Raw genomic sequence first — 20,261 nt, forward strand, 5'->3', positions numbered from 1 at the left:
CCTTATTTCTGCGGTTTGAACCATTTGTCAGCAGAGGCTTGTGTATCCTCCGCCACTTTCTCAGGTGTCAGCTTGCCGATATACATCCCTTGCAGTGAATCCTCGAATGTTGTCTTTGTCGTAGGAGTGCCTTGGCTAAACCCAGTTAGCAGCAAGTAAGGAGTGCTGTTCTTCTCGTTAAGCGCCGCCATTTTTTTGAGCTGTGGATGCTTAGGCTCTACCCCTTTGATCGGGCTAACTCTTGTAAGCTCATCGCTGAACATTTGTCCGAACTTTTTGGACGCGAGGAATTCTATAAACTTGGTTGCCTGCTCTTGGTACTTCGAGCTTTTGGCAATACCGTAGGAGCCGTCTACCCAAGCAGCGATTTGAGCAGGCTCTCCTTTTTTGGCTGAAAAGCCCGGCATAAATTCGATAGGGAATGCTACTTTGTTGGCTTCGAACGTTTCCAGCCTTTGGCTTCCATTGATGTACATTGCTGCTTTGCTCGTATAGAACAAGCCTTGCGCATCTTTATCCTCAATAGCTATGAAATCTTTCGGGAAAAACGTCTCCAGCTGTTTCATGCGCTTAATGGACTCGACGAATTTAGCATCCTTGAAGTTGGTAGAGCCTTTAAGTAGAGACTGTAAATATTCATTTCCTCCGTATGCGCTTGGACCAATAACCGTATGAGTCGTAGAAAGCAAATACGCGGCTTTGCCGGATTGGGCGATTGGAATAATATTTTTGGCTTTCAGCGCTTCGCATGTTTTCACAAATTCTTCCCAAGTTTCCGGAACCTGCAGGCCATTGTCGTCAAAAATCTTCTTATTATAGAAAATAACCGCATTGTTCAACATTAATGGAATGCCGTATACTTTCTTGTCTGCACCTCTGGCCGCATCCAAATAGCTATCCGGGATATTCTCAATGCCTTTCACCTTGTCCACAGGAGTCAAATAATTCGCATCAGCAAGTGCTTTGGCCCCGTCATAAGGGCGAAGCTGCAAAATATCTACACCTGTACCCGATTGTAGAGAGTTCGCGAGAATGGTGTTGTACTCCGTCGCCTTGAAAGGCTTGAATTCCACTTTAATATCCGGATTGTCTTTTTCAAACTCGGCGATAAATTTAGCGTAGCCATCTTTATCTTCGGGTCTCCAGCTGTACATGACCAGCTTCACTGGATCGCCTTTTGGTTTGGCCACTTCGCCGCCAGCCGCGGGTTTGGGATCTGCTGGTTTGGCAGTTGTATTGGTAGCGCTTCCACCACTGCACGCACTAACTATTGAGCTCAATAAAACTAACATGGTACCGAAAAATAACTTATTCCTCTTCATGTTATCATGCTCCCTTTTTATGAGATTTACAATTTCTTAACAAAAGTATATAAAATTTTATTACTTGATGTAAAGGTTTTTTTGAAATTTTATTTCTTTCATTCCATCGATCCCACGATTCGCACAAATAAACCGGCTGCATAGCAACCGGCTAAGCCTTATTCATATTCTTATTCAGCCTATCCTAATTATAGGATTCTTTCGCGGATCGATTGCTATCATCAGACGAACCAAATTGTCATAGGACATCGCAACACAGCCTGAAGTAGGGCTGTTCTCACTATCCCATTGATGAATAAAAATGGCGCTCCCTTTTCCCTTAATAACAGGAGCCATATTATACTTGATAATGATGGCGTGCGTATACAAATGATGGTTCAATCTCTCGAAGGATTTCCAGTGGTCTGAAGGATTTCCTTCGTAATGCATCCATTGGTTGTAATCATCGGAATCCGGATCGTCAATCCAGTAGTCCTGCTTCGAAACTTGATGGTAGGGGATGGAAATGCCGGCAGGCGCTTGTTTGATCCCAAACGATTCGCCTAGCTTATGTATGCCCTTCGGCGATTTTCCGTCGCCTTCGGTTTTGTCATCGGTGATTCCGTTTCTCCCTATGACAGCAGGAAAGCTCTCCATCATTTGAAACCACTGGCCATTCATCTTTTCAAACACCTTTACTGTTGCGTGAAACGAACCGGGATTTTCCGTTTCCACAACAATGACTTGCTCGCTTCCCAGCGTTGGATCATACTTGGCCGGCCTTTGATTGTGAAACATAGCAGTCCTCCAAAAATGGTATACCTGTAATTTTCAACAAAACTGAATGATTTCCTGTTTATACGACGGCTTCTCTATAAATAAAAATACCCGTGCTTATTTCTTGGAAGATGGCTTCACATCAGGTGGAATCGGACAAACGTACAGCTCCTCCTCCAAATATTGATTCAGCTCAGCCTTAGCCGCTTCCAGCAGCTCGGGGTGAATCTGGCCATCCCCTTCAAATAATGGAGGTAACATCTCTATTTTTATGTATCTTAATATAGGATGAAGGAACCTATTGGAAAGAAACGGCCTATAACTATGCCCTTATCAATTAATGTCCGCCATGATTTCAAGAATAACCCGAGGCAAGGCCTCAGGTTATTGTCTAATCCCATATGTTTGTGCGTAGAAGGGAATCGAGTACGGGATTATGGCCGCTGATGAAGTCGCGTTCCTTTCATTGAGATGCCTACGGCGGTGGAACACATCTTGAAAGTAGGTTCTTTCGCTTACGGAACGTCATTCCGTTATTTGTTTGGCATCCATCGAATTCATGATTTCACGGAAATACGATAACTATTTCGTCTCTAGTCTGCAAATATGCTACATTTGGATGTAAATAAAGCATCGTACTTCCGTTCCAGCTGAATGATCACTTGTGCATGACAAAATAGCGTATCCACGTTCGCCCAGTGAAAATCGGGCTGGTGAATAAGAAATACTTTCACTTACCAAGACCCGATACATATAAATTATTCCCTCTAAAATCATCCGGAACACCGGATGGTCATAATACTTGCAAACCCATGCATCGTGCGTGAGGGAGAGCATCGGGTATAGAGGGCTCCATATGCCGTTGAACTGCTATCTAGATGGATCATAGTTGCAGGAAGGATGAGGTGATTAATCGCCAGGTCTGAGATCAACATGATTAATATCCAGCGCAAGAAGGACAGTCGAATAATTGCATTCGACTGTCCCAATAGAACAACTGGTAGGAGAAGTTGCTTCCGTATAAAGTGGCTTATCATCAACTCCCCTTATAGCTCCGGATTGCGCCCGTGATTTCTTTCAATTCTTGTTCTTGCATTTAAGCCGTAGCTATTTACTGCTTCCGCCGTAGGAGCACATGGATTAACTATCCATTCCGTCCCTTGCTCCAGAGCAAATACGATCTCCTCACCCTTAAGTAGCTGAAGGCGGATCATTCCGTCTCCGATAGACTCTACCGGCATCTTAGAACCGGTAACTACTTGATAAGGCTCTGGAATTCCTGTTCTCACTAAGCATGGCTCTCCAGCCAAGCTTTTAATCCGAACAAACTGGGTAACGCCTTCTTTTCTTACAGCGCTAACCAGGAACCCGCCTTCCGCGCGCATATCATGGATGGCCACATCCTTCCATGCATCAGGTACGGCAGGAAACACCCGAATCGTATTGCCCCAGCTCTGGAGCAGCATATCCTGGATCGACTGTGCTGCAGACAGCGGGGTTTCAATAACGGGCCCAAGCTCCCTGTACATCGTAGTTGGCGACAAAAAACCTTCCCAAAGTCGTTTCAAATACGCCAAAGCCCGATTTCCGTCGCCGAGCCCAGCCGATATGGAGGCGGAGCCTGTACATGAATAACCTTCCAAATATTCAGGCTTACTCTGCCAGTGACGAAGCGATTTCTCGATACGCTCTCTATTTCCCGGCTGTTCAGCGTGAATTAAATATAACGGATAGATCATGAGTAAATGAGAGTAATGTCGGTGGGATTTCTCGTAAGATTGGTCTCTGCCGATCAAGAAGCCCTCGTTCTGATCCTCGGGGTATTCAGTAAGCTTATCCAGCACCTCACGCCATCTTTCTAACAGCTCGTCTTTGATACCAAGTCGATTGCAGCTGTAAATAAGAGCATCACAGCCCCATCGCAACAAAGACAGATCATAATTGCAATCCTCCATTACTGCGCCGTATTCAGGTGATGATGTTGCCAATAAGTGCAGCTTATGCTCCTCATCCTCATATAAAAAGTGAAGATAATAGTTAATGGAGCGCCGCAATAACGGATATAGCACCTCTTCGAGATAGCTGTCATCCATGGTCATGCGGTAGTAGAGCCAGCAATCATGCAGAGCCCAGGTCAAGTTCCCTGCTTCCGCAAAGCCCGATTTTACCGTTCCAGGAACAGCTACAGGCGCCAACAGATCCAATGCGGTCGATGTAGGAATACCTGCCGAATCGTGACGATACGGTTCGGCCACGTTGCTTATTAAGCTGTTTAACCCATTATGCAAGGTTCTCCATAAGGATTGCGCCAATTGCACACGGTTGGAGGCGAAGAGCGGCCAATAGCTTAATTGTACATTCAAATTCCAAGTAGCATAAGGCCATGGAGTTTCATCCAGCCAAGGTCCTTGGTTATCGATAAGGGCACGGTCTGCCCGGGTTGCCGAAAATAATTTGTACATTTGAATCCAATAAAAGCTCTCCAGCAGCGTGTCTGAAAAGGAAACAAAGCTTAGCGGATAGTACTGATGCCATGAATGGCGGTGTGACTCCCAAAGTGCTTCCGGTGCAATGGCTGCAAGATGTCTCACCAAAGCCAACGCATCTTTATCAGCGCTTTCCTCCGGATAGCTGTGCGCCACAGTTACAATCAGCATTCTTCCGGCATTCGTCGGCTTCTCCATCCAGGCCGCTGCCGTTTGACCGCCTGCTAATAAGGACTGAACCGATAGGGATATTCCCTCCTCCTGTCGGAACAAGCTCACCGGATTAGGCAAATAGGAAGCCAACGTTCTCGCACTGTCTCCATGGCGCAGGCCATAGGACTGGCGCGGACTTACAGCTTCGGTGGCATACCATTGCCAGAAGCAGTCCTTTTCCCCTGAATCAGGCATGATTTCTACCAAAATAGCCAACTCTTCCGAATGAACGATTGCCTTAAAATCAACCTGGCCTTTATCTGTGAATATAGCTCCTTTAAGCTCAGCATTCCATAACTCAAGCCTCATCTGACAACCCGTAACATTTCCTTCGAAATGCAACAGAAAGTGTCCGATAGGAAGTCTCGCTCTGCTAAAGCCCGGAATTCCGTGTGAATCATCCCGGTGGTCCTGCACATCACTGCGATAAATCTCCAGATGCCAGGCAGCCTGCCCCGGCTCTTTGAACAGCATGGCCCCCATCAAACCGTTGCCCAAAAACGGACTGTCCTCCCACTTCTCAGGACAACGATCCCAAATCATATCATGCTGGGCAAGAAATTGCGGCCAATCCACATTTAGCTTCACATTCGAAGACTCCACCATATTCCCCTACTCCTTCACAGATCCCAAGGTTGCGCCTTGTATAAAGTATTTTTGCAAATAAGGATACAAGATCACGATAGGCAATGTTGAAAAAATAATAACTGCTGTCTGCAAGGTTTCGGGATTGTACGGCTGCATGACATTGCTTAAAGATCCCATGATCGTTTCTTGGTTGACGATATATTCCCTTACTTTTAGCTGGAGCGGATAAAGCTTCGTATTTCGAATGAACAATATGGCATGATAAAAAATATTCCAATACCCTACAGCATAAAATAACCCTACTGTCGCCATAACCGGTTTGGATAAAGGTAGAACAATACTGAACAACGTGCGGAAATCGCCACAGCCGTCCATCTTCGCAGCTTCTCCGATTTCTCCTGGTATTTGTTGAAAAAAGGTTCGCACAATAATCAGGTTAAATGCAGAGATACCGCTGGGAATAATCAGCGCCCATATGCTGTCAAGCATGCCAAGGCCTTTAATAGTCAAGAAGTACGGAATCATCGGGGGATGAAAAATCATCGTGAATACGACACCGATCATAATCGCCTTGCTCATTTTGAATTCCGATTTGGATATGGAATAAGCAAGCATTACCGTGATCAGCATACTAAACAAAGTGCCCACTACCGTTACAAAAAGGTTAACACCCAGCGCTGTCCACAAATCATTTTTGGCCAATATAAATTGATAGGACGCCAAGGTAAATTCAACAGGCCAGAAGGCAATATTCCTTCCTTCTACCTGAGTCGGGGAGCTGAGAGAAATAGCCGCCACATGAACCAACGGCAGGAACATCGTTAAAGAAATAGCTAACAGTACGAAATAATTGGAATAATGAAACACGTTTTCGCCAAACGATCTTCTTATCATATTGCTTCTTCTCCTTTCCTAGAAAAGACCTTGCCCTGTAGTTCTCTTGGATAATAGATTTGCGCCCCACAAGAGGATAAAACCAACCAATGATTTGAACAAACCGATCGCTGTGGTTACACTGTAGTTTCCTTCCTGAACGCCCGAACGGAAAACATAAGTATCTAATATATCGCCTACAGAAAAAGTCATCGGAGTCAATAAAACATAGGATTGCTCGAAGCCAAGCTCCATGAAATTACCGATTTTGATCAAAAACAAGATCATGATGGTAGGTGCCAAAGAAGGTAGAGTAATGGAGAACAGCTGCCTCCACTTGCCTGCTCCATCCACAGTTGCCGCTTCATATAGATTAGGATTAATACCTGTTAAGGCAGCCAAATATATGATAGCGTTCCAGCCCACTTCCTTCCATATCGAAGAAACGGTAACAATTGTACGGTAATACTGTTCCTTCTGCATAAACAAGATCGGATCGCCTCCGAATAACGTCACTAGCTTGTTCATCACTCCATGAGTAGATAACACTTCGAACATAATCCCGCCTATAATAACCCAGGAAAGAAAATGGGGAAGATAGAAGAAGGTCTGGACCGTACGTTTAAAAAACTTCTGCTTCGCTTCGTTAAGAAGAAGTGCCAGCACCAGTGGAGCCGGGAAGCCGAACACTAATTGGTATAAAGCTATAAGCAATGTATTGCGCAATATACTTAAGAACTCCGGGTAGCTGAAAATAAATTCAAAATGCTTAAATCCGACCCACGGGCTCTTCCAAAAGCCGTTAAATATTTGATAATCCTGGAACGCGATTAAGGAACCAAATACGGGCACATAACGAAAAACCAAAAACCATAAAACACCAGGCAAAGCCAATATATAAAGCGCCCAATGCTTTCTTACATTATCGAGCATCCGTTGATTCAAAGTCTCCTTCTTGTTTCCGGAACGGGCATTCTGAGGCTGTGTTACTGCAGTTTCCAAGGTCCGTCCTCCTATTCTGGGTAAGGTTAAGGCCATATCCGTATCGCTACGGGTATGACCTTGTCTGATTATTTTTTATTTACTTTCGAATACCATTCATTTGCCTTCTTGGTTACTTCATCACCGCCGGATTTTTTCCATTTTTCTACAAACTCATCGAATTTTTCGATTGGATAATCGCCCATGATGATCTTGATTGCGTATTCTTGGAAAATCTTATGGGTGCTAATATCTCCATAGCCCTCGAAAACACTGTTAGGCATACCGTCAGCTGGAAGCAACTTTTGCGCAGGTTGGGATACTTCCCACATAGCCGGAATTTTTTTGCCGTATTCGGATTGGTTTATAGCGACAATCTTTTTACGGAAATCCAAATCCCAATAAGATAAGCCGCTTAAAGCGAATTCTCTGGATTTAATTTGTGCCGGTGTGTCCTTCTCAGGCATGTATTTCACTTGTCCGTTTTCTTTGACCCATGTTTGATTCTCTCGGCCATATAATTGGAAGTTTTTACCTTCCTCTGTATACCACCAATCCAAATATTTCAACACGTTAGCCGCGTTCTTCTCTGCACTCTTAGGAATCATATAATCAACAAACCCCATTGCTTTCTGGGAAACAAAGCCTTCGTAGCCTTCAACCTTAGGAACAGGAATGACGATCACGTCAGCCTTCGGGTTTTTCTGCTTCATTGCATTAAAGTTAAGTGTTCCTTCGCTTGGAATATGGAACCACATTCCCACTTGGTCATTTTTGATCTTAGCCGACCATGTGTCGCTCTTATTCAAGAAGGTTTCGTTATCCAAAAGCTTCTCTTTATAAAGGGTCTTAATAAACTCCAGAGACGCTTTCATGTTAGGCGTAATACCTGCGTAAACGAGCTTCCCATCAACCAAGTTCCAATCCGGGAAGCCTTCATACATTCCAACTCCATACATGGAGAACAATTCATCCATCCATCGCGCACCTTCACGTCCGCTGGTTGGCAGTTCATCCTTTTGTCCGTTGCCGTTAGGATCCTTATCACGGAACGCCTTTAATACTTCCACAAGCTCGGCCTGCGTTGTCGGGGTTTTCATGCCAACCGCATCAAGCCAATCCTTACGCATCATAATGCCTAGTCTTGGAAAGAGGTCATACTTAGGAAGATAATATATTTTACCGTCCGGAGATGCTGCGCGTACTTTATCCCAAGCCTCTTTAGGCATTGTTTTCCATAAGCTAGGAGCATATTTAGGCAGCAGATCGTCAAGCGCCAGGGCCGCCCCTTGCTTAATCATAATTTGATCGATATTACCACCCTGCCCATTCGGTCTCAAGAGATCAGGCAGATCGCCAGATGCAATTAATGTCTGAACCTTTTGAGTGTAGTCATTCCATGGGAAGGTTTCGATTTTCAAATTAACTCCGATCTTATCGGATACATACTTGGTGTCAGCTTCTGATGGTGTAGAATCCGGATCAATCGGTCCTTTAATTATACGAATGGAATCCGTGCCTTTCGATTTGTCGGCGCCGCCGGCAGCTGAATTCGTCTCCGTCTTGCTGCATCCTGCAAGTGCTCCTGCTAGAACCAAGCAAGCAGCCATTAATAGAATGCCTTTTTGTTTTTGATTTTTTTTCATGATAAACCGCCCCTCGCAATCTAAAATAATTAATGTAAAGCCTTGACTCAAATCCTAATTGAATGAGGATAGACAGGCAACGGTTCATATTCCTAGCCATATGCAAATAGCAAAAAACCGGGGCTTTTTAATATAAGCATACCGGTTTATTTTAAGCATACTCCTTGATACGCCTGGGGTTGAAGGCTATTTGGCCTGTTCTTTCAGCCATTCCCTATACTTTCCAGGGGTCATGCCTTTCATATTTCGAAAGACCCGAATAAAGCTGTTTTCATTCTGATAACCAACCATCTCAGCGATTTCAAAAATTTTATAGTCCGTGTCCTTAAGCAGCATTTCCGAATGTTCGATTCTCAGCTTCGTGAAATAATCATAAACCGTTTGTCCGGTTTCCTGCTTAAACAATTGGTTAGCCTGATAAACACTTAATTGCGCCGAATCCGAAATATCCTTGACTCCCGTATTTTCACTCAGATGCTCCAGCATATAATCAATCATGCCTTGGATCGTCATATTCGTTTTGCTTACCTGTTTTTCGCGGAATTTGGATAAGATTTGACTAACGATGTCATTAAAATAGATTCTTAAATCATCGATGTCCATTGAGTTAATTTTGGGATAAAAATAAGGTTTCATTGCCGCCATAATGGGTCTGCCTAATCCTTCAGCTGTTTTCTCCAGGGAAATCTGAAGCTTCTCAAGGGCAGCCATCACTACCACCGGAGAGTAATCTTTTTCGTAGATAGCATTGAATAAACGGTCGACCCCATGCCACACCTGTGTGTCGCTTCCCGTTAGCAGAGGCTGACAGATCGCCTGAATAAGCGCCTCATCCACGTCTGCCGTTAATCTTTTCTCCTGTGTTAAAGAGCTATATACCTTGCCATAACCCTGATACAGCCTTTCAGCTAGAGCCCTATTGGATTGACGATAAGACTGCGATAAACGTAAAACATCTTGGGTAGCTTCGCTGAGACCAATTGATATCGACATATTCAAATATCTTTGCGCCTCATCAACCACCCTGCCGCATATGGACTCTATTTCGTTGGCATTCTCTTGTTTAGGCTGCAAAAGTAAGTAAAACCCTTCTTTCCCGTGCTGTACCATTAGGCTTCGATTGCTTTCATTAAAGCACTCCGCGGTGATATTCCCCAATGCATATAGCAATAATTCAGAATCACCCAGGCTATAAGGCTTGGACCATTCCATATAATGATCAATTGAAACGGTCGCCATATAAAGCGGTCCTTGCTGCCACTCTGCAAAATGATCCTTCCATTTCTGATACAGCTCCACAGAATCCGCCTGCTCGAAGCAGGCATCTTCAAGAAATCTCTTCCGTATTTCCGGCATACTGGTTTTGATCTGTTTGGACATGAAAGAATGATCATTCAGAATTTTCGTAGTTAAATTTTCCAAATCATGCAGATCGGGTTCATTATACGTCTTTTCTATCGGGATCAATAGCTTTCTCATCCGTCGGATAGGACGCAGCATTTGGTTATTCGTTATTACGATGAGAGCTACGCTCACGATAGCAAACAAAACTGAAACTAACAAAACAACGTTCCGAATCCAATACATGCCCTTAAACAATAAATCCTCAGGCAAAACCGACACAAAGCTCCAGCTCGTATAATCGGATTTCAAAACATACAGCAAATACTTTTGACCGTTACTATAAAATGAGGTATTATGTACAGCTTGTGCTGTTTTCACCACATCACCCAGTTGAGCGTCTTGAAGTCCGGCGGCATCCTTAACTAGAATAGGTTCGAAAGTAGCATCAAAAACAAAGTGGCTCCGTCCAAAATCATTTTCAACATAAATCTGACTGGAAAAAAACTTTTGAACCGGGATATTAATGACTAGAATGCCTTTTTTCTGTGCGTTCAGAATGATGGGCCTGAATAAAGAAATATACATCTCTTTTCGGCTTTTATTTAGCCGCTCTTTTACAACCATACCCGTTATCGAATCAATATCCTTAAGCCAGTCACGATCGGCCAAGAGATTCATGTTCGATATATAACCAACCGGATTACTCGCGGCAATTCTTTCTTTCTCGATATCATAGATATAAATGGATTCAATATTGTTGGAAATGCTGGCCGCATTAAGAAAATTGGTAATATTTGTTATTTTATCAAAATCATCTTGGCTGCTCTGGAGAAATTCAGTGGTTGCCGTATGGAGAATGACCTGTACAGCCGTCATGTCCACATTTTTTACAAACTGATCCGTTAAGTCTCGATCAATGGTTAATTTAGTCAATTCAGGAACAGCCATTTCCTTCTGCAGTATGCTCTTCGAAATTGCGTAGGATGCCAGACCGAGAGAGAGAATCAAAACAGAAATGACCAAGGTAAGGGTCATCAGCAATCGTGATTGGGAATTTTTCATCGTATATTTCAGCCAAAATAATAGACGTTTCATGCTGTTCTATCCACCTTATTGCTCAAGTCGTAGAAATAAACCTCTATGTGTTTCTGATAAGAGGTCCCACGCCTTATCTTATACTACTTCCCTTAATTTGAAAACAAACCCGTAGAAAATGTATTAGAAAAAGCTTTATGAAAAGTTTGGAAAACAAAAAAAATCCCACGATTCTAATCGTGGGTACATGTAAATCCATCTCCGGTAAAACCAGTTCACGTTTCTGACATCGGCGCCATTCAATCTTCAGTCAATTTACCCGTAAAGGTGTATTTTCTGAATAGTGGATTGATTCCGCTCAGCATGAGTCCCTGACCCCAGTTTACATGAGTATCTTTGGTCGGAGGATCTTCCGGGTCACGAACCTGGACAAGAATATTTCTTCGGGTCCGGTCACTTCGATTAATTGGAGATCCATGGATCGTCAAATAGTTAAAGAATAACACATCGCCTGCATCGGCCAAACAAGGAACCCCGCTCTCTATCGGATATTCCTTGTGATTTAAATAATAGCTGCCAACATGCGGAAGAGGACCTGATTTGTGGGAGCCAGGTATGACATGTACGCATCCGTTCTCCTCGTTCGTATGATCCAAGTGAATGCTTGCGAGCATCATCGTATGCTTCTCGTGAGGGAAATACGGATAATCCTGATGCATCGGGAAGGCAGCGCCTTTTTCCGGCGGTTTGACCATCATTTTGGTATGGTGGAGCTGCACGTTATCACCGATCAGCTTGGTAAATACATCCACGAGATTCGAGTGTGTTATCATCCGGGTAAATTGGGCGTCATGATAGTGCACATCGTGGAAGCCCTTAAGCACCAGCTTCTTCAATTCTTCCGGTGGTAAATAATCTCCTTGCCAGGCGTGGCTTCGATCATACTTGGAGGCAGCCGCCCGCTTCAGGAAGGTGTCCACCGAATTCCTAAACACTTCGATTTCCGCCGTGTTATAGACTCCTTTAACCAGCAGATAACCATTCTCATGATAAAATTCCACCTGTTCCGCAGTGATCATGTCGATACCTCTTTCCTTTTAACCTCTTTTGATTTATTGCGCTATCCTTTCACCGCTCCTATCATAACGCCTTTAGTAAAGTATTTCTGTAAGAACGGATAAACGGCAATGATCGGGCCCGTCGCTACAACAATTGTGCAATATTTAATAATTTCGCTGATAGCCTCTTTATCACTGCCGCCGGAACCTGTAATCATACTATCGGTGCTGCTGTTTACCAAAATCTCACGTAAAAATAATTGCAACGGGTACATATCTCTTTTCTGTAAGTAAATCATCGCGCTGAACCAGGAATTCCAATGAGCCACTGCATAGAACAAAACCATTACTGAAAATACGGCTTTTGAAAGCGGCAATACAATTTTAAACAAAATGGTAAAATCATTGGCACCGTCCATCCTTGCAGACTCCTCCAAACTAACCGGGATTGCCGCAAAAGATGTTCTCATGATAATCAAGTTATAAGTATTGATAGCCCCCGGTATTAAGAGCGCCCACATGGTGTTGAACATGCCGAGATTTTTCACCAATAAATAGTTAGGAATCAAGCCTCCGCTAAAAAACATAGTAAAAATGATGATCATCATCATCGGATCGCGCAGCATGACCCCTTTTCTGGACAATACATAGGCTCCAATGCAGGTCATGAAAAGATTGATGCTTGTTCCTACCACCACATAGAGAAGGGTATTCGTATAGCCGGTTACTATATTTGGGTTTTTAAATACACTGATGTAGCCGTCAAGATTAAATCCCAAAGGCGAAAGAAGCAAACCGGAATGGCTTGCTAATTGAGATGGATTACTTAAGGATGCAAAAATAACGTATAGAAACGGGTACAGCGTAATTAGTGTCAGAGATAACAAAAAGCATACATTCAATACACCAAAAATATTCTCAGCTATACTCTTTTTTTGATTCATTATTTTCACTCCTTACCAAAGGCTTGTCTCGTTAACCTTTTTACTGAATTGATTAGTAGCTACCAAGAGCAGAAAATTGATAATCGAGTTAAACAGCCCTACTGCAGCACTAAAGCTGTAATTTGCTTCAAGAATACCTTTTCTATAAACATAGGTAGAAATAACATCTGAGGTTTCATAGGTAATCGGATTGTACAAAAGGAATATCTTATCAAATCCGACGTTCATCATGCTTCCCATTTTCAAAATAAAGAGGATGATGATAGTTGGCATGATCCCCGGCAGCGTAACATGCAGCATTTGCTTAAATCGTCCAGCCCCGTCAATCGTTGCTGCCTCGTACAGATCCTGATCTATTCCAGCTAACGCAGCCAAATAGATAATAGATCCCCAGCCTAACTCCTGCCATATATTGGAGCCCACATAAATAGTTCTGAATAATTCAGGTTTCAGCAGCATGGTGATTCTTTCCATACCCATGAAAGCTAACAGATCATTAATAATGCCGTTTCTCGAAGTGAAATCTACAATTAAACCGCATAACACCATGACAGAGATAAAATGCGGCAGATAGGTTACCGATTGTACAAACCTTTTAAATATTTGTTTTCGCACCTCGTTTAATAAAAGAGCTAAAATGATAGGTGCTGGAAAGCCAAATATTATATTATATAAACTGATTAAAAGAGTATTACGGAATATTCTTCCGAAATATACATCCTTAAAAAAATCACTAAAATTTTGAAACCCTACCCATGGGCTTCCCGAAATTCCTTTAATAGCGGAAAAGTCTTTAAATGCAATCGATGCGCCATACATGGGCCCGTAATCGAAGATCAAGTAATAGGCAATCACCGGCAAGGCCATGAAATAAACGATTTTGTTTTTAGATAAATCCCGCAGCAGTCTGCTAATAAAGCTGGCTTTTCTTCTCACAGACACACTGCCGTAAAGTACCTGTTCACCGGTCTTTGCATTCCCCATCTGCATTCTCCTTTTAAGCAGGATAGTAAGCTTCATCTATTTCTACTAACAAGGACACCATACGGGAATGAGTGTTCACTCCCGTATGGTTCGGTCAAACGGAAATCATGTTATTTTCTAGCCATATATCTGTCATAAGCGGCCTGTTGAATTTTTATTGCATCTTCTATCCCCATACCCTTTAATGACTTCATGTAATTATCATACTCACTGATTGGCGTCTGTCCCATCACAAACTTAAGGAACTGTTCATCCCTATACGTATTAACGCTAGACAAGATGGATGCAATTTTGGTTGACTCCTCAACCGTTGGCGTTACTCCCGGAGGCATCGTTCTATCGTATGAGCCTGCTTTCCACAAGCCAATAACTTGCTGCTGCTCCGGCAATGCCATACGTTGGTGCCAAATCTCAGGTGTCATTACGAAGGCCAAGCCACCAGAGCCTCTGGAATATTTAGATAATGCCTCATCAATAGACAAGCCCTTGGGATTATTGGTAATCTCAGGAAGCAGCTGTGGAGAACCATTTACCATCTTGTAGCTCTCGCCTTCGATACCAAAGGTATTGAGCAGCGCTCCTTCAGGACTGTAGCCGTAGTCTAACCACATAGCAGCTTCCTTGGCATATTTGCTTTTGGCAGATATAGCTACACCGCCGCCACTGGCGATCTTGATTTCATCAATATTAAAATTATAGGATTTAGTTCCTTTAACATATGGCGGAACCGTTCCTAACAATTTTACAGTCGGATCCTTGGCCTTCATCAATTGAACAAATCTTCCAAATGTTCCTGATGTGGAACCTGTCCATGACCCCGCGCGGTTACCCACTACTTTGGCATCAAATTGCTTGGCATCGGTTAACGCAAAATCAGGATCAATCAAGCCTTCTTTGTACCATTTAGCTAATGTCGTGAGCGAGTCCTTATATTCAGGTGTGTAGGGTCCATACTTAACAGTATCTCCGTCCTTATAAAAACCATAGTTGATCCCCCACGCCCTTACCCAGTTTTGTAAGTCCCCTGCTCCTTTAGGGGCTAGAGGGATCTCGTCATTTTTCCCGCTGCCGCTAGGATTTTTTGTCTTAAAAGCTTTTAACACTTCATACCAGTCATCAATGGTTTCAGGTGACTTTAAATTCAGCTTCTCCAACCAATCCTGCCGAATCTGCCATCCGAAGGTCTGGAAAGCGGGATTAGGATTAGGATTTACCTTTGCGTACTGATCAGGTGCTTGTGCCTCTGGAAATACATAGATCGTGCCATCGTCTGTACGCATTTGTTTATTCGCTCTTGGGTCGGAATTCATAAATTTCTTAAGATTAGGTGAATACTTATCTACCAAATCATTGAGCGGCAAGATTACGCCATCCTTGATAGCCTTATTGGGTCCGCCGTTAAAATCGTTTATCCAGTTATAATAGATAAGATCGGGTATGTCGCCTGATGCAATCATTAGGTTGAATTGTTCTTTGATGGCAGCCCCATCCATAGATGCAGGATGAATGAAATCAATATGTATGCCCGTTCTTTTTTCCAATTCTTTAAAAACTGCTATTTCATTATAATTTTTCATAGTTGCCGCTACTTTGGCATCCATCGCGACAAACATCCTTAAAGTAATAGGCTTGCTTACTATCGGTAATGGAATTGTGCTTATACTCGCTTCTTCACTTTTCTGTGTGGAACCTGCCGGTTGTGTAGCATTAGAGCTGCAGCTCGAAAATACACTTGCGAGCAATGCAAAGGAAAGAGTAAAAGCTGAGGCCTTACCGAGTTTACCTTTCATTGATAGTTCCCCCTATACATTTTATTAGTTACTAAGACTATCACTGGGAATAGCTGATATCCATGACTCCATCCTTAGTAGCCTTCTTTTCGTATCTGGAGCAACGGATAAGCTCATCAAGCTTTCTTTCATATTCGTCTGCATCCATAGGGAGCTTGATGGTTTGATCGTTAAATGAAGATAGCATAATTGCGTTTGCAATGGTTAGCCCGTTGATACCCTCAGGTCCATGCGCGATAAGTTCCCCTCCGCCATTCTGGATTGCTGCAATAAACTTCTCGGTAACTACTCTGTGCCCGCTAGGAACGTTTACATTTACAGGGATTTCGGTATACCAATTTTCAACATTTCCCATCCTGCTTTGAGATTCTTTAATAAAACGAAGCATGGACTCTCGGGTTCTATAAAAAACAATTTTATTATCTTCATAGATCAGCTTTCCATACTCTCCTACGATCTCCATACGGTTGGATCCAGGAGTTTCAGCGGTGGTTACTATAAAATGTCCAACCATTCCATTGTCATGCTCGAAGTAAGCCGTCACTTCGTCTTCGACTTCGATATCATGGTATTTTCCAATATGGGCAAATCCATTGATGCGTGCCGGAACACCAAATAACCACTGGTAAAGATCAAGATTATGTGGACATTGGTTGGTCAAAATCCCTCCACCTTCCCCAGCCCAAGTAGCACGCCAATCGCCACTATCGAAGTAAAGCTGAGATCTGAACCATTTGGTATTAATCCAGGTAGCTCTTATTAATTTCCCCAGCTCACCGCCATCAAGGATATCTTTGATCTTTTTATGAAAAGGCAATGTCCTTTCTTGAAACATAATGCCAAAAATAATAGTTGGATCTTCTTCCCTTGCTCTCTCATAGGCGTCGATCGTCTTTTTGGCATCATTTACATGCACAGCAATAGGTTTTTCGCAAAGAACGTGGATTCCCTTATTGAAGGCATCAATGGATATAGGCGTATGATCGTAATGCGGCACTGCTATTAGCACAGCCTCTATGCCTGATTTCTTAAAAAGCTCCGTATGGCTGTAGTAGGCTATCGTGTTATATAACGCTGCTGTTTTATCGGCATTTTCTTTGACAACATCACATACGCCTACAAGCTCTACGTTATCCATTTGAGTCAGATACCTTAGATGGCTGTTTCCCATTCCGCCTAATCCGACTACTCCTAGCTTCACTTTACCTAATGTACTCATTCAATAGCCCTCCATTTGGTTTGAACTGAATGTACAAAACGAACAAAACGAAAGCGCATACAAAAACAAAATAGGGAGATAAAGGATAATACTATTACTCTGCTATTCTAAAATAGAATTAAAGATATATCATAGCTTTTTGTGATTAAAATATTGTTTTTTGTGCAGTTTTAGCAAGATGAAACTTTCAAAAACAGCTACAGTTAACCTAAAGATAAAATTCCTTCCATATCAAAAAAGGCATCCATCTCCTTACGAGATAGATGCAGATCAAGCGTTTTAGTATAGTCCACAACGAAATCATCAATTTAGTCCATATTATCATCAAAAAATACAAGGAAATAGTAAATCCCATATAATAATCTATTGTTATATAGAATGTAATTTGAAACATTATTTTATTTTAAAGTGAGGTAATGTTGATGAACCTAGCTTATGAAAGTATAGACGAATGCATTCTCTATGAACATAAACTGTATAATCCTAACCTAAATAACGTCAACTTTCATTTGCATGAAGAATTTGAAATTTATTTTTTAATATCAGGTGATGTGAACTACTTTGTTGAAAAAAGCATGTATCCATTGAAGTATGGAGATTTAATGATTACAAATAATCAAGAAATCCATAAACCCTCGTTTAAAAATGATAGGTTATATGAAAGAATAACGTTACAGTTTGCACCTCATATCGTCCGCACTTATAATTCCCCACGGCTCGACCTTCTCAGCTGCTTTCTTAATAAACCAAAAGGCCAGCAAAACAAGATTTCTCTTAAGCCCACCCAGATAAAAGAAATACTCCGTCTCTTCAATCAAATGGAACAGCTTAAGAACAATGCCGGCTATGAAATTCTAAAGCTGAACTATCTCATCGAAGTGCTAGTCTTGATAAATATTGTATTTATGGACGATAACCTCTCAGAAAACCTTTCTACGATGCCAGAATTGCTAATTTCATTATTGGATTATATTGACATGAATTTGGAAAATGACCTTACTCTTGAATCTCTCTCCAAAAAGTTCTATGTGGACCGATTTTATATGGGCCGAGTTTTCAAGAAATATATCGGCAGTAACATCCATGAATATATCCTTTACAAACGAATCTCCAGGGCAAAAGAAATTCTTGCTGAAGGCTACAGCGTCACAGATACCTGTGGAAAATGCGGATTTAATGATTATTCCAATTTTTTGAGAATGTTCAAACGAACCGTGGGGATCTCACCCGGAAAATACAAGGGCAATCTGGGAAACAGTTAGTGAATGGAACGAACGGGAGATACAGTTGAAACCCTTCTTTCTGGAAATACGTAATAAAAAGTATCAACATTTTTTTCTGTTGGAAAAAACGGAGAAGGAAGTGATACATAGATGAGGAAATTGACGCTGCTATTTTTAATCCTTTCATCCCTGATATTGAGTGCGTGTTCTTTAATCGAAAAGGCAACTAACTCATTAGAATACGTAAATCAATCCACAGAGCATATTAATAAATTGAGTAGCTTTGCAGAAAAAGCACCGCAGATGATTAAGGATGCCGCTTCGAATCCGGAAGCAAAGCAGGAACTTGAAAATCTAATAAAAGGATTAAAAAAGGACATCGAACAATTTAATCTGATAAATGCTCCTTCGATTGCCAAGGATATTCATCAACAATTGATTGACAAAAATAAAGTATTGTTGCAAGAGATAAATAAAGTGGTGGATAACGGTCATCTGGCACTTGATAAACTTCAAAATTCGCAAATACTCACTACGATTAATGACATAACAAGCCTAATCGATCGAATTAAAAATTTAGGATTGTAACTGCTTCACCACCCATAAAAATAGAACATCCCGTCCCACTAAATTTCGTGGTTCGGGATGTTTTCAGTTTCGAGTCCATATTATTTTATAGAAATCCATCTTACTTCCTTCAGAAATATGCTGCCATTCTGCTTTTCATTTCTATTGGCGGTTCCATCCCAAGTTCCTTCCGGTATCGTGACTCGAAGCTTTCATAATGCTTAATAATTTGTTTGCTATTCCCGCTCATGGCATAAATGTCCATTAATAATTGATGCATCTCTTCATCCAAAGCGTATATGGACAAATACGCCTCCAGCTTTCGTTCAGCCTTGCTCCATTGTTGCTGAGCCATATAGGCTTGGACCAAATTACGTACAAGCGATGTAAACTTCTTACCGTATCCAACCTCAAGCTGAACCTTCCATAGATAATCCTTACGTTCCAAGAGATGACCGCGGTACAAAGCACACAAGCGTTCTGCTAGTTCCTCATCCTGCAAGCTTCCCGGTATCGTTAAATCACTTTCATGAAATTCCAGTAAATCGTAAGTGGTGTTCATTGTTTCCAGTAGGTAGCCCTCATTGGTTTTGAGAATATCAAAGCCAATCTCATGCTCTTTCAAAACCTTTTTCAAACGATATATGGTGTTGTGCAAATTATGAGAAGCCCTATCTTCATCCATATCGGGCCATAACCAATCCGCTAACTGCCATTTGTTGATATCCTGATTCGGGTAACAAAGAAAAAAAGCGAATAGCTCCTCCGTCTTTCGTGTTCGCCAGCGGACAAGCGTACCTTGTGGATTCCGAACCTCAAATCCTCCAAAGCAACGTATGGAAGCAAATCTCTTCTGCTGCTCTACAGGGGCTGAATGGCTGTCCAGCTTCAATAAACGAGTCGTTATCCGTCCAATGGCATCTGGTGTAACCGGTTTAAGAATATAATCGAAAGCATATACCTTGAACGCTTCAAGGGCATATTCCCTATAAGCCGTCGTAAAAATAATCCGTGTATGGTCTGAAATATCATTCATTCTTTGCGCCAATTCAAGACCATTTAGCTTGGGCATCTCCACATCAAGGAAAGCAATATCCGGCTGCAGCTCAGCAAAGCTTGCGAGCGCCTCTAGCGGATTGCTAAAAGTGCCGATAATTAAAAAATGCGGATTCCTCCCGATAATGACTTTCATCAATTCAAGCACCGGCTTTTCGTCTTCCACAATAATCACC

16 protein-coding genes are annotated in these 20,261 nt (G+C 42.2%); 2 read left to right on the forward strand and 14 right to left on the reverse strand.

Features of this window, described 5'->3' with window-relative positions; genetic code table 11:
• Window positions 1–2 precede the first annotated feature (2 nt).
• The 13 genes from GC093_RS12510 to GC093_RS12570 all read right to left on the reverse strand — a co-directional run bounded on the left by GC093_RS12510 (window position 3) and on the right by GC093_RS12570 (window position 17,239).
• Entirely contained in the window at window positions 3–1,322 is a 1,320-nt protein-coding gene (locus GC093_RS12510) for an ABC transporter substrate-binding protein (RefSeq protein WP_171652205.1), read from the reverse strand.
• 174 nt (window positions 1,323–1,496) lie between these two features.
• A complete protein-coding gene (locus tag GC093_RS12515) occupies window positions 1,497–2,099 on the reverse strand; it encodes a L,D-transpeptidase family protein (protein ID WP_246314127.1) in 603 nt (200 codons plus the stop codon).
• Between the two features lie 96 nt (window positions 2,100–2,195).
• Window positions 2,196–2,339 carry a hypothetical protein gene (locus tag GC093_RS12520; protein ID WP_171652206.1) on the reverse strand — a complete coding sequence of 48 codons (144 nt, stop codon included), beginning with the start codon at window positions 2,337–2,339 and terminating at the stop codon, window positions 2,196–2,198.
• 785 nt (window positions 2,340–3,124) lie between these two features.
• A complete protein-coding gene (locus tag GC093_RS12525; protein WP_171652207.1) occupies window positions 3,125–5,383 on the reverse strand; it encodes a glycosyl hydrolase family 95 catalytic domain-containing protein in 2,259 nt (752 codons plus the stop codon).
• Between the two features lie 6 nt (window positions 5,384–5,389).
• Window positions 5,390–6,259 carry a carbohydrate ABC transporter permease gene (locus tag GC093_RS12530; RefSeq protein ID WP_216624609.1) on the reverse strand — a complete coding sequence of 290 codons (870 nt, stop codon included), beginning with the start codon at window positions 6,257–6,259 and terminating at the stop codon, window positions 5,390–5,392.
• An 18-nt stretch (window positions 6,260–6,277) separates the two neighbouring features.
• Complete coding sequence (locus tag GC093_RS12535; protein WP_246314204.1) at window positions 6,278–7,171, reverse strand: ABC transporter permease; 894 nt, start codon at window positions 7,169–7,171, stop codon at window positions 6,278–6,280.
• 137 nt (window positions 7,172–7,308) lie between these two features.
• Window positions 7,309–8,865, reverse strand: a complete 1,557-nt coding sequence (locus GC093_RS12540) for an extracellular solute-binding protein (RefSeq protein ID WP_171652209.1) — start codon at window positions 8,863–8,865, stop codon at window positions 7,309–7,311.
• Window positions 8,866–9,051: 186 nt separating this feature from the next.
• Window positions 9,052–11,304, reverse strand: coding sequence for an AraC family transcriptional regulator (locus GC093_RS12545; RefSeq protein ID WP_171652210.1), 2,253 nt, complete (start codon window positions 11,302–11,304; stop codon window positions 9,052–9,054).
• A 239-nt stretch (window positions 11,305–11,543) separates the two neighbouring features.
• Window positions 11,544–12,323 carry a phytanoyl-CoA dioxygenase family protein gene (locus tag GC093_RS12550; RefSeq protein ID WP_171652211.1) on the reverse strand — a complete coding sequence of 260 codons (780 nt, stop codon included), beginning with the start codon at window positions 12,321–12,323 and terminating at the stop codon, window positions 11,544–11,546.
• 41 nt (window positions 12,324–12,364) lie between these two features.
• The gene (locus GC093_RS12555; RefSeq protein ID WP_171652212.1) at window positions 12,365–13,246 is read right to left on the reverse strand and encodes a carbohydrate ABC transporter permease; all 882 of its coding nucleotides are present in this window, start codon (window positions 13,244–13,246) and stop codon (window positions 12,365–12,367) included.
• A gap of 12 nt (window positions 13,247–13,258) precedes the next feature.
• Window positions 13,259–14,230 carry an ABC transporter permease gene (locus GC093_RS12560; protein WP_171652213.1) on the reverse strand — a complete coding sequence of 324 codons (972 nt, stop codon included), beginning with the start codon at window positions 14,228–14,230 and terminating at the stop codon, window positions 13,259–13,261.
• A gap of 110 nt (window positions 14,231–14,340) precedes the next feature.
• A complete protein-coding gene (locus GC093_RS12565) occupies window positions 14,341–16,020 on the reverse strand; it encodes a type 2 periplasmic-binding domain-containing protein (RefSeq protein ID WP_171652214.1) in 1,680 nt (559 codons plus the stop codon).
• A 40-nt stretch (window positions 16,021–16,060) separates the two neighbouring features.
• The gene (locus tag GC093_RS12570; RefSeq protein ID WP_171652215.1) at window positions 16,061–17,239 is read right to left on the reverse strand and encodes a Gfo/Idh/MocA family protein; all 1,179 of its coding nucleotides are present in this window, start codon (window positions 17,237–17,239) and stop codon (window positions 16,061–16,063) included.
• Between the two features lie 422 nt (window positions 17,240–17,661).
• Between GC093_RS12570 and GC093_RS12575 the strand changes: the two genes are divergently transcribed.
• Window positions 17,662–18,501: an AraC family transcriptional regulator gene (locus tag GC093_RS12575; RefSeq protein ID WP_171652216.1), complete on the forward strand. Its 840-nt coding sequence runs from the start codon at window positions 17,662–17,664 to the stop codon at window positions 18,499–18,501.
• Window positions 18,502–18,612: 111 nt separating this feature from the next.
• Window positions 18,613–19,050 (forward strand): DUF6376 family protein, encoded by a 438-nt coding sequence (locus GC093_RS12580; RefSeq protein ID WP_171652217.1) that lies wholly within the window; start codon window positions 18,613–18,615, stop codon window positions 19,048–19,050.
• 109 nt (window positions 19,051–19,159) lie between these two features.
• Here the strand turns inward: GC093_RS12580 and GC093_RS12585 are convergent, their stop codons facing one another.
• Window positions 19,160–20,260: a response regulator gene (locus tag GC093_RS12585; protein WP_312886521.1), complete on the reverse strand. Its 1,101-nt coding sequence runs from the start codon at window positions 20,258–20,260 to the stop codon at window positions 19,160–19,162.
• Window position 20,261 lies beyond the last annotated feature (1 nt).

The sequence above is a fragment of the Paenibacillus foliorum genome (assembly GCF_013141765.1).
In the GTDB taxonomy this organism is placed as follows: Bacteria; Bacillota; Bacilli; order Paenibacillales; family NBRC-103111; genus Paenibacillus_S; species Paenibacillus_S foliorum.

Coding starts and splice junctions, on each gene's coding strand:
- GC093_RS12510 (WP_171652205.1), bottom strand. CDS start 1,322: ATGAAGAGGAATAAGTTATTTTTCGGTACCATGTTAGTTTTATTGAGC.
- GC093_RS12515 (WP_246314127.1), bottom strand. CDS start 2,099: ATGTTTCACAATCAAAGGCCGGCCAAGTATGATCCAACGCTGGGAAGC.
- GC093_RS12520 (WP_171652206.1), bottom strand. CDS start 2,339: ATGTTACCTCCATTATTTGAAGGGGATGGCCAGATTCACCCCGAGCTG.
- GC093_RS12525 (WP_171652207.1), bottom strand. CDS start 5,383: ATGGTGGAGTCTTCGAATGTGAAGCTAAATGTGGATTGGCCGCAATTT.
- GC093_RS12530 (WP_216624609.1), bottom strand. CDS start 6,259: ATGATAAGAAGATCGTTTGGCGAAAACGTGTTTCATTATTCCAATTAT.
- GC093_RS12535 (WP_246314204.1), bottom strand. CDS start 7,171: ATGCTCGATAATGTAAGAAAGCATTGGGCGCTTTATATATTGGCTTTG.
- GC093_RS12540 (WP_171652209.1), bottom strand. CDS start 8,865: ATGAAAAAAAATCAAAAACAAAAAGGCATTCTATTAATGGCTGCTTGC.
- GC093_RS12545 (WP_171652210.1), bottom strand. CDS start 11,304: ATGAAACGTCTATTATTTTGGCTGAAATATACGATGAAAAATTCCCAA.
- GC093_RS12550 (WP_171652211.1), bottom strand. CDS start 12,323: ATGATCACTGCGGAACAGGTGGAATTTTATCATGAGAATGGTTATCTG.
- GC093_RS12555 (WP_171652212.1), bottom strand. CDS start 13,246: ATGAATCAAAAAAAGAGTATAGCTGAGAATATTTTTGGTGTATTGAAT.
- GC093_RS12560 (WP_171652213.1), bottom strand. CDS start 14,230: ATGGGGAATGCAAAGACCGGTGAACAGGTACTTTACGGCAGTGTGTCT.
- GC093_RS12565 (WP_171652214.1), bottom strand. CDS start 16,020: ATGAAAGGTAAACTCGGTAAGGCCTCAGCTTTTACTCTTTCCTTTGCA.
- GC093_RS12570 (WP_171652215.1), bottom strand. CDS start 17,239: ATGAGTACATTAGGTAAAGTGAAGCTAGGAGTAGTCGGATTAGGCGGA.
- GC093_RS12575 (WP_171652216.1), top strand. CDS start 17,662: ATGAACCTAGCTTATGAAAGTATAGACGAATGCATTCTCTATGAACAT.
- GC093_RS12580 (WP_171652217.1), top strand. CDS start 18,613: ATGAGGAAATTGACGCTGCTATTTTTAATCCTTTCATCCCTGATATTG.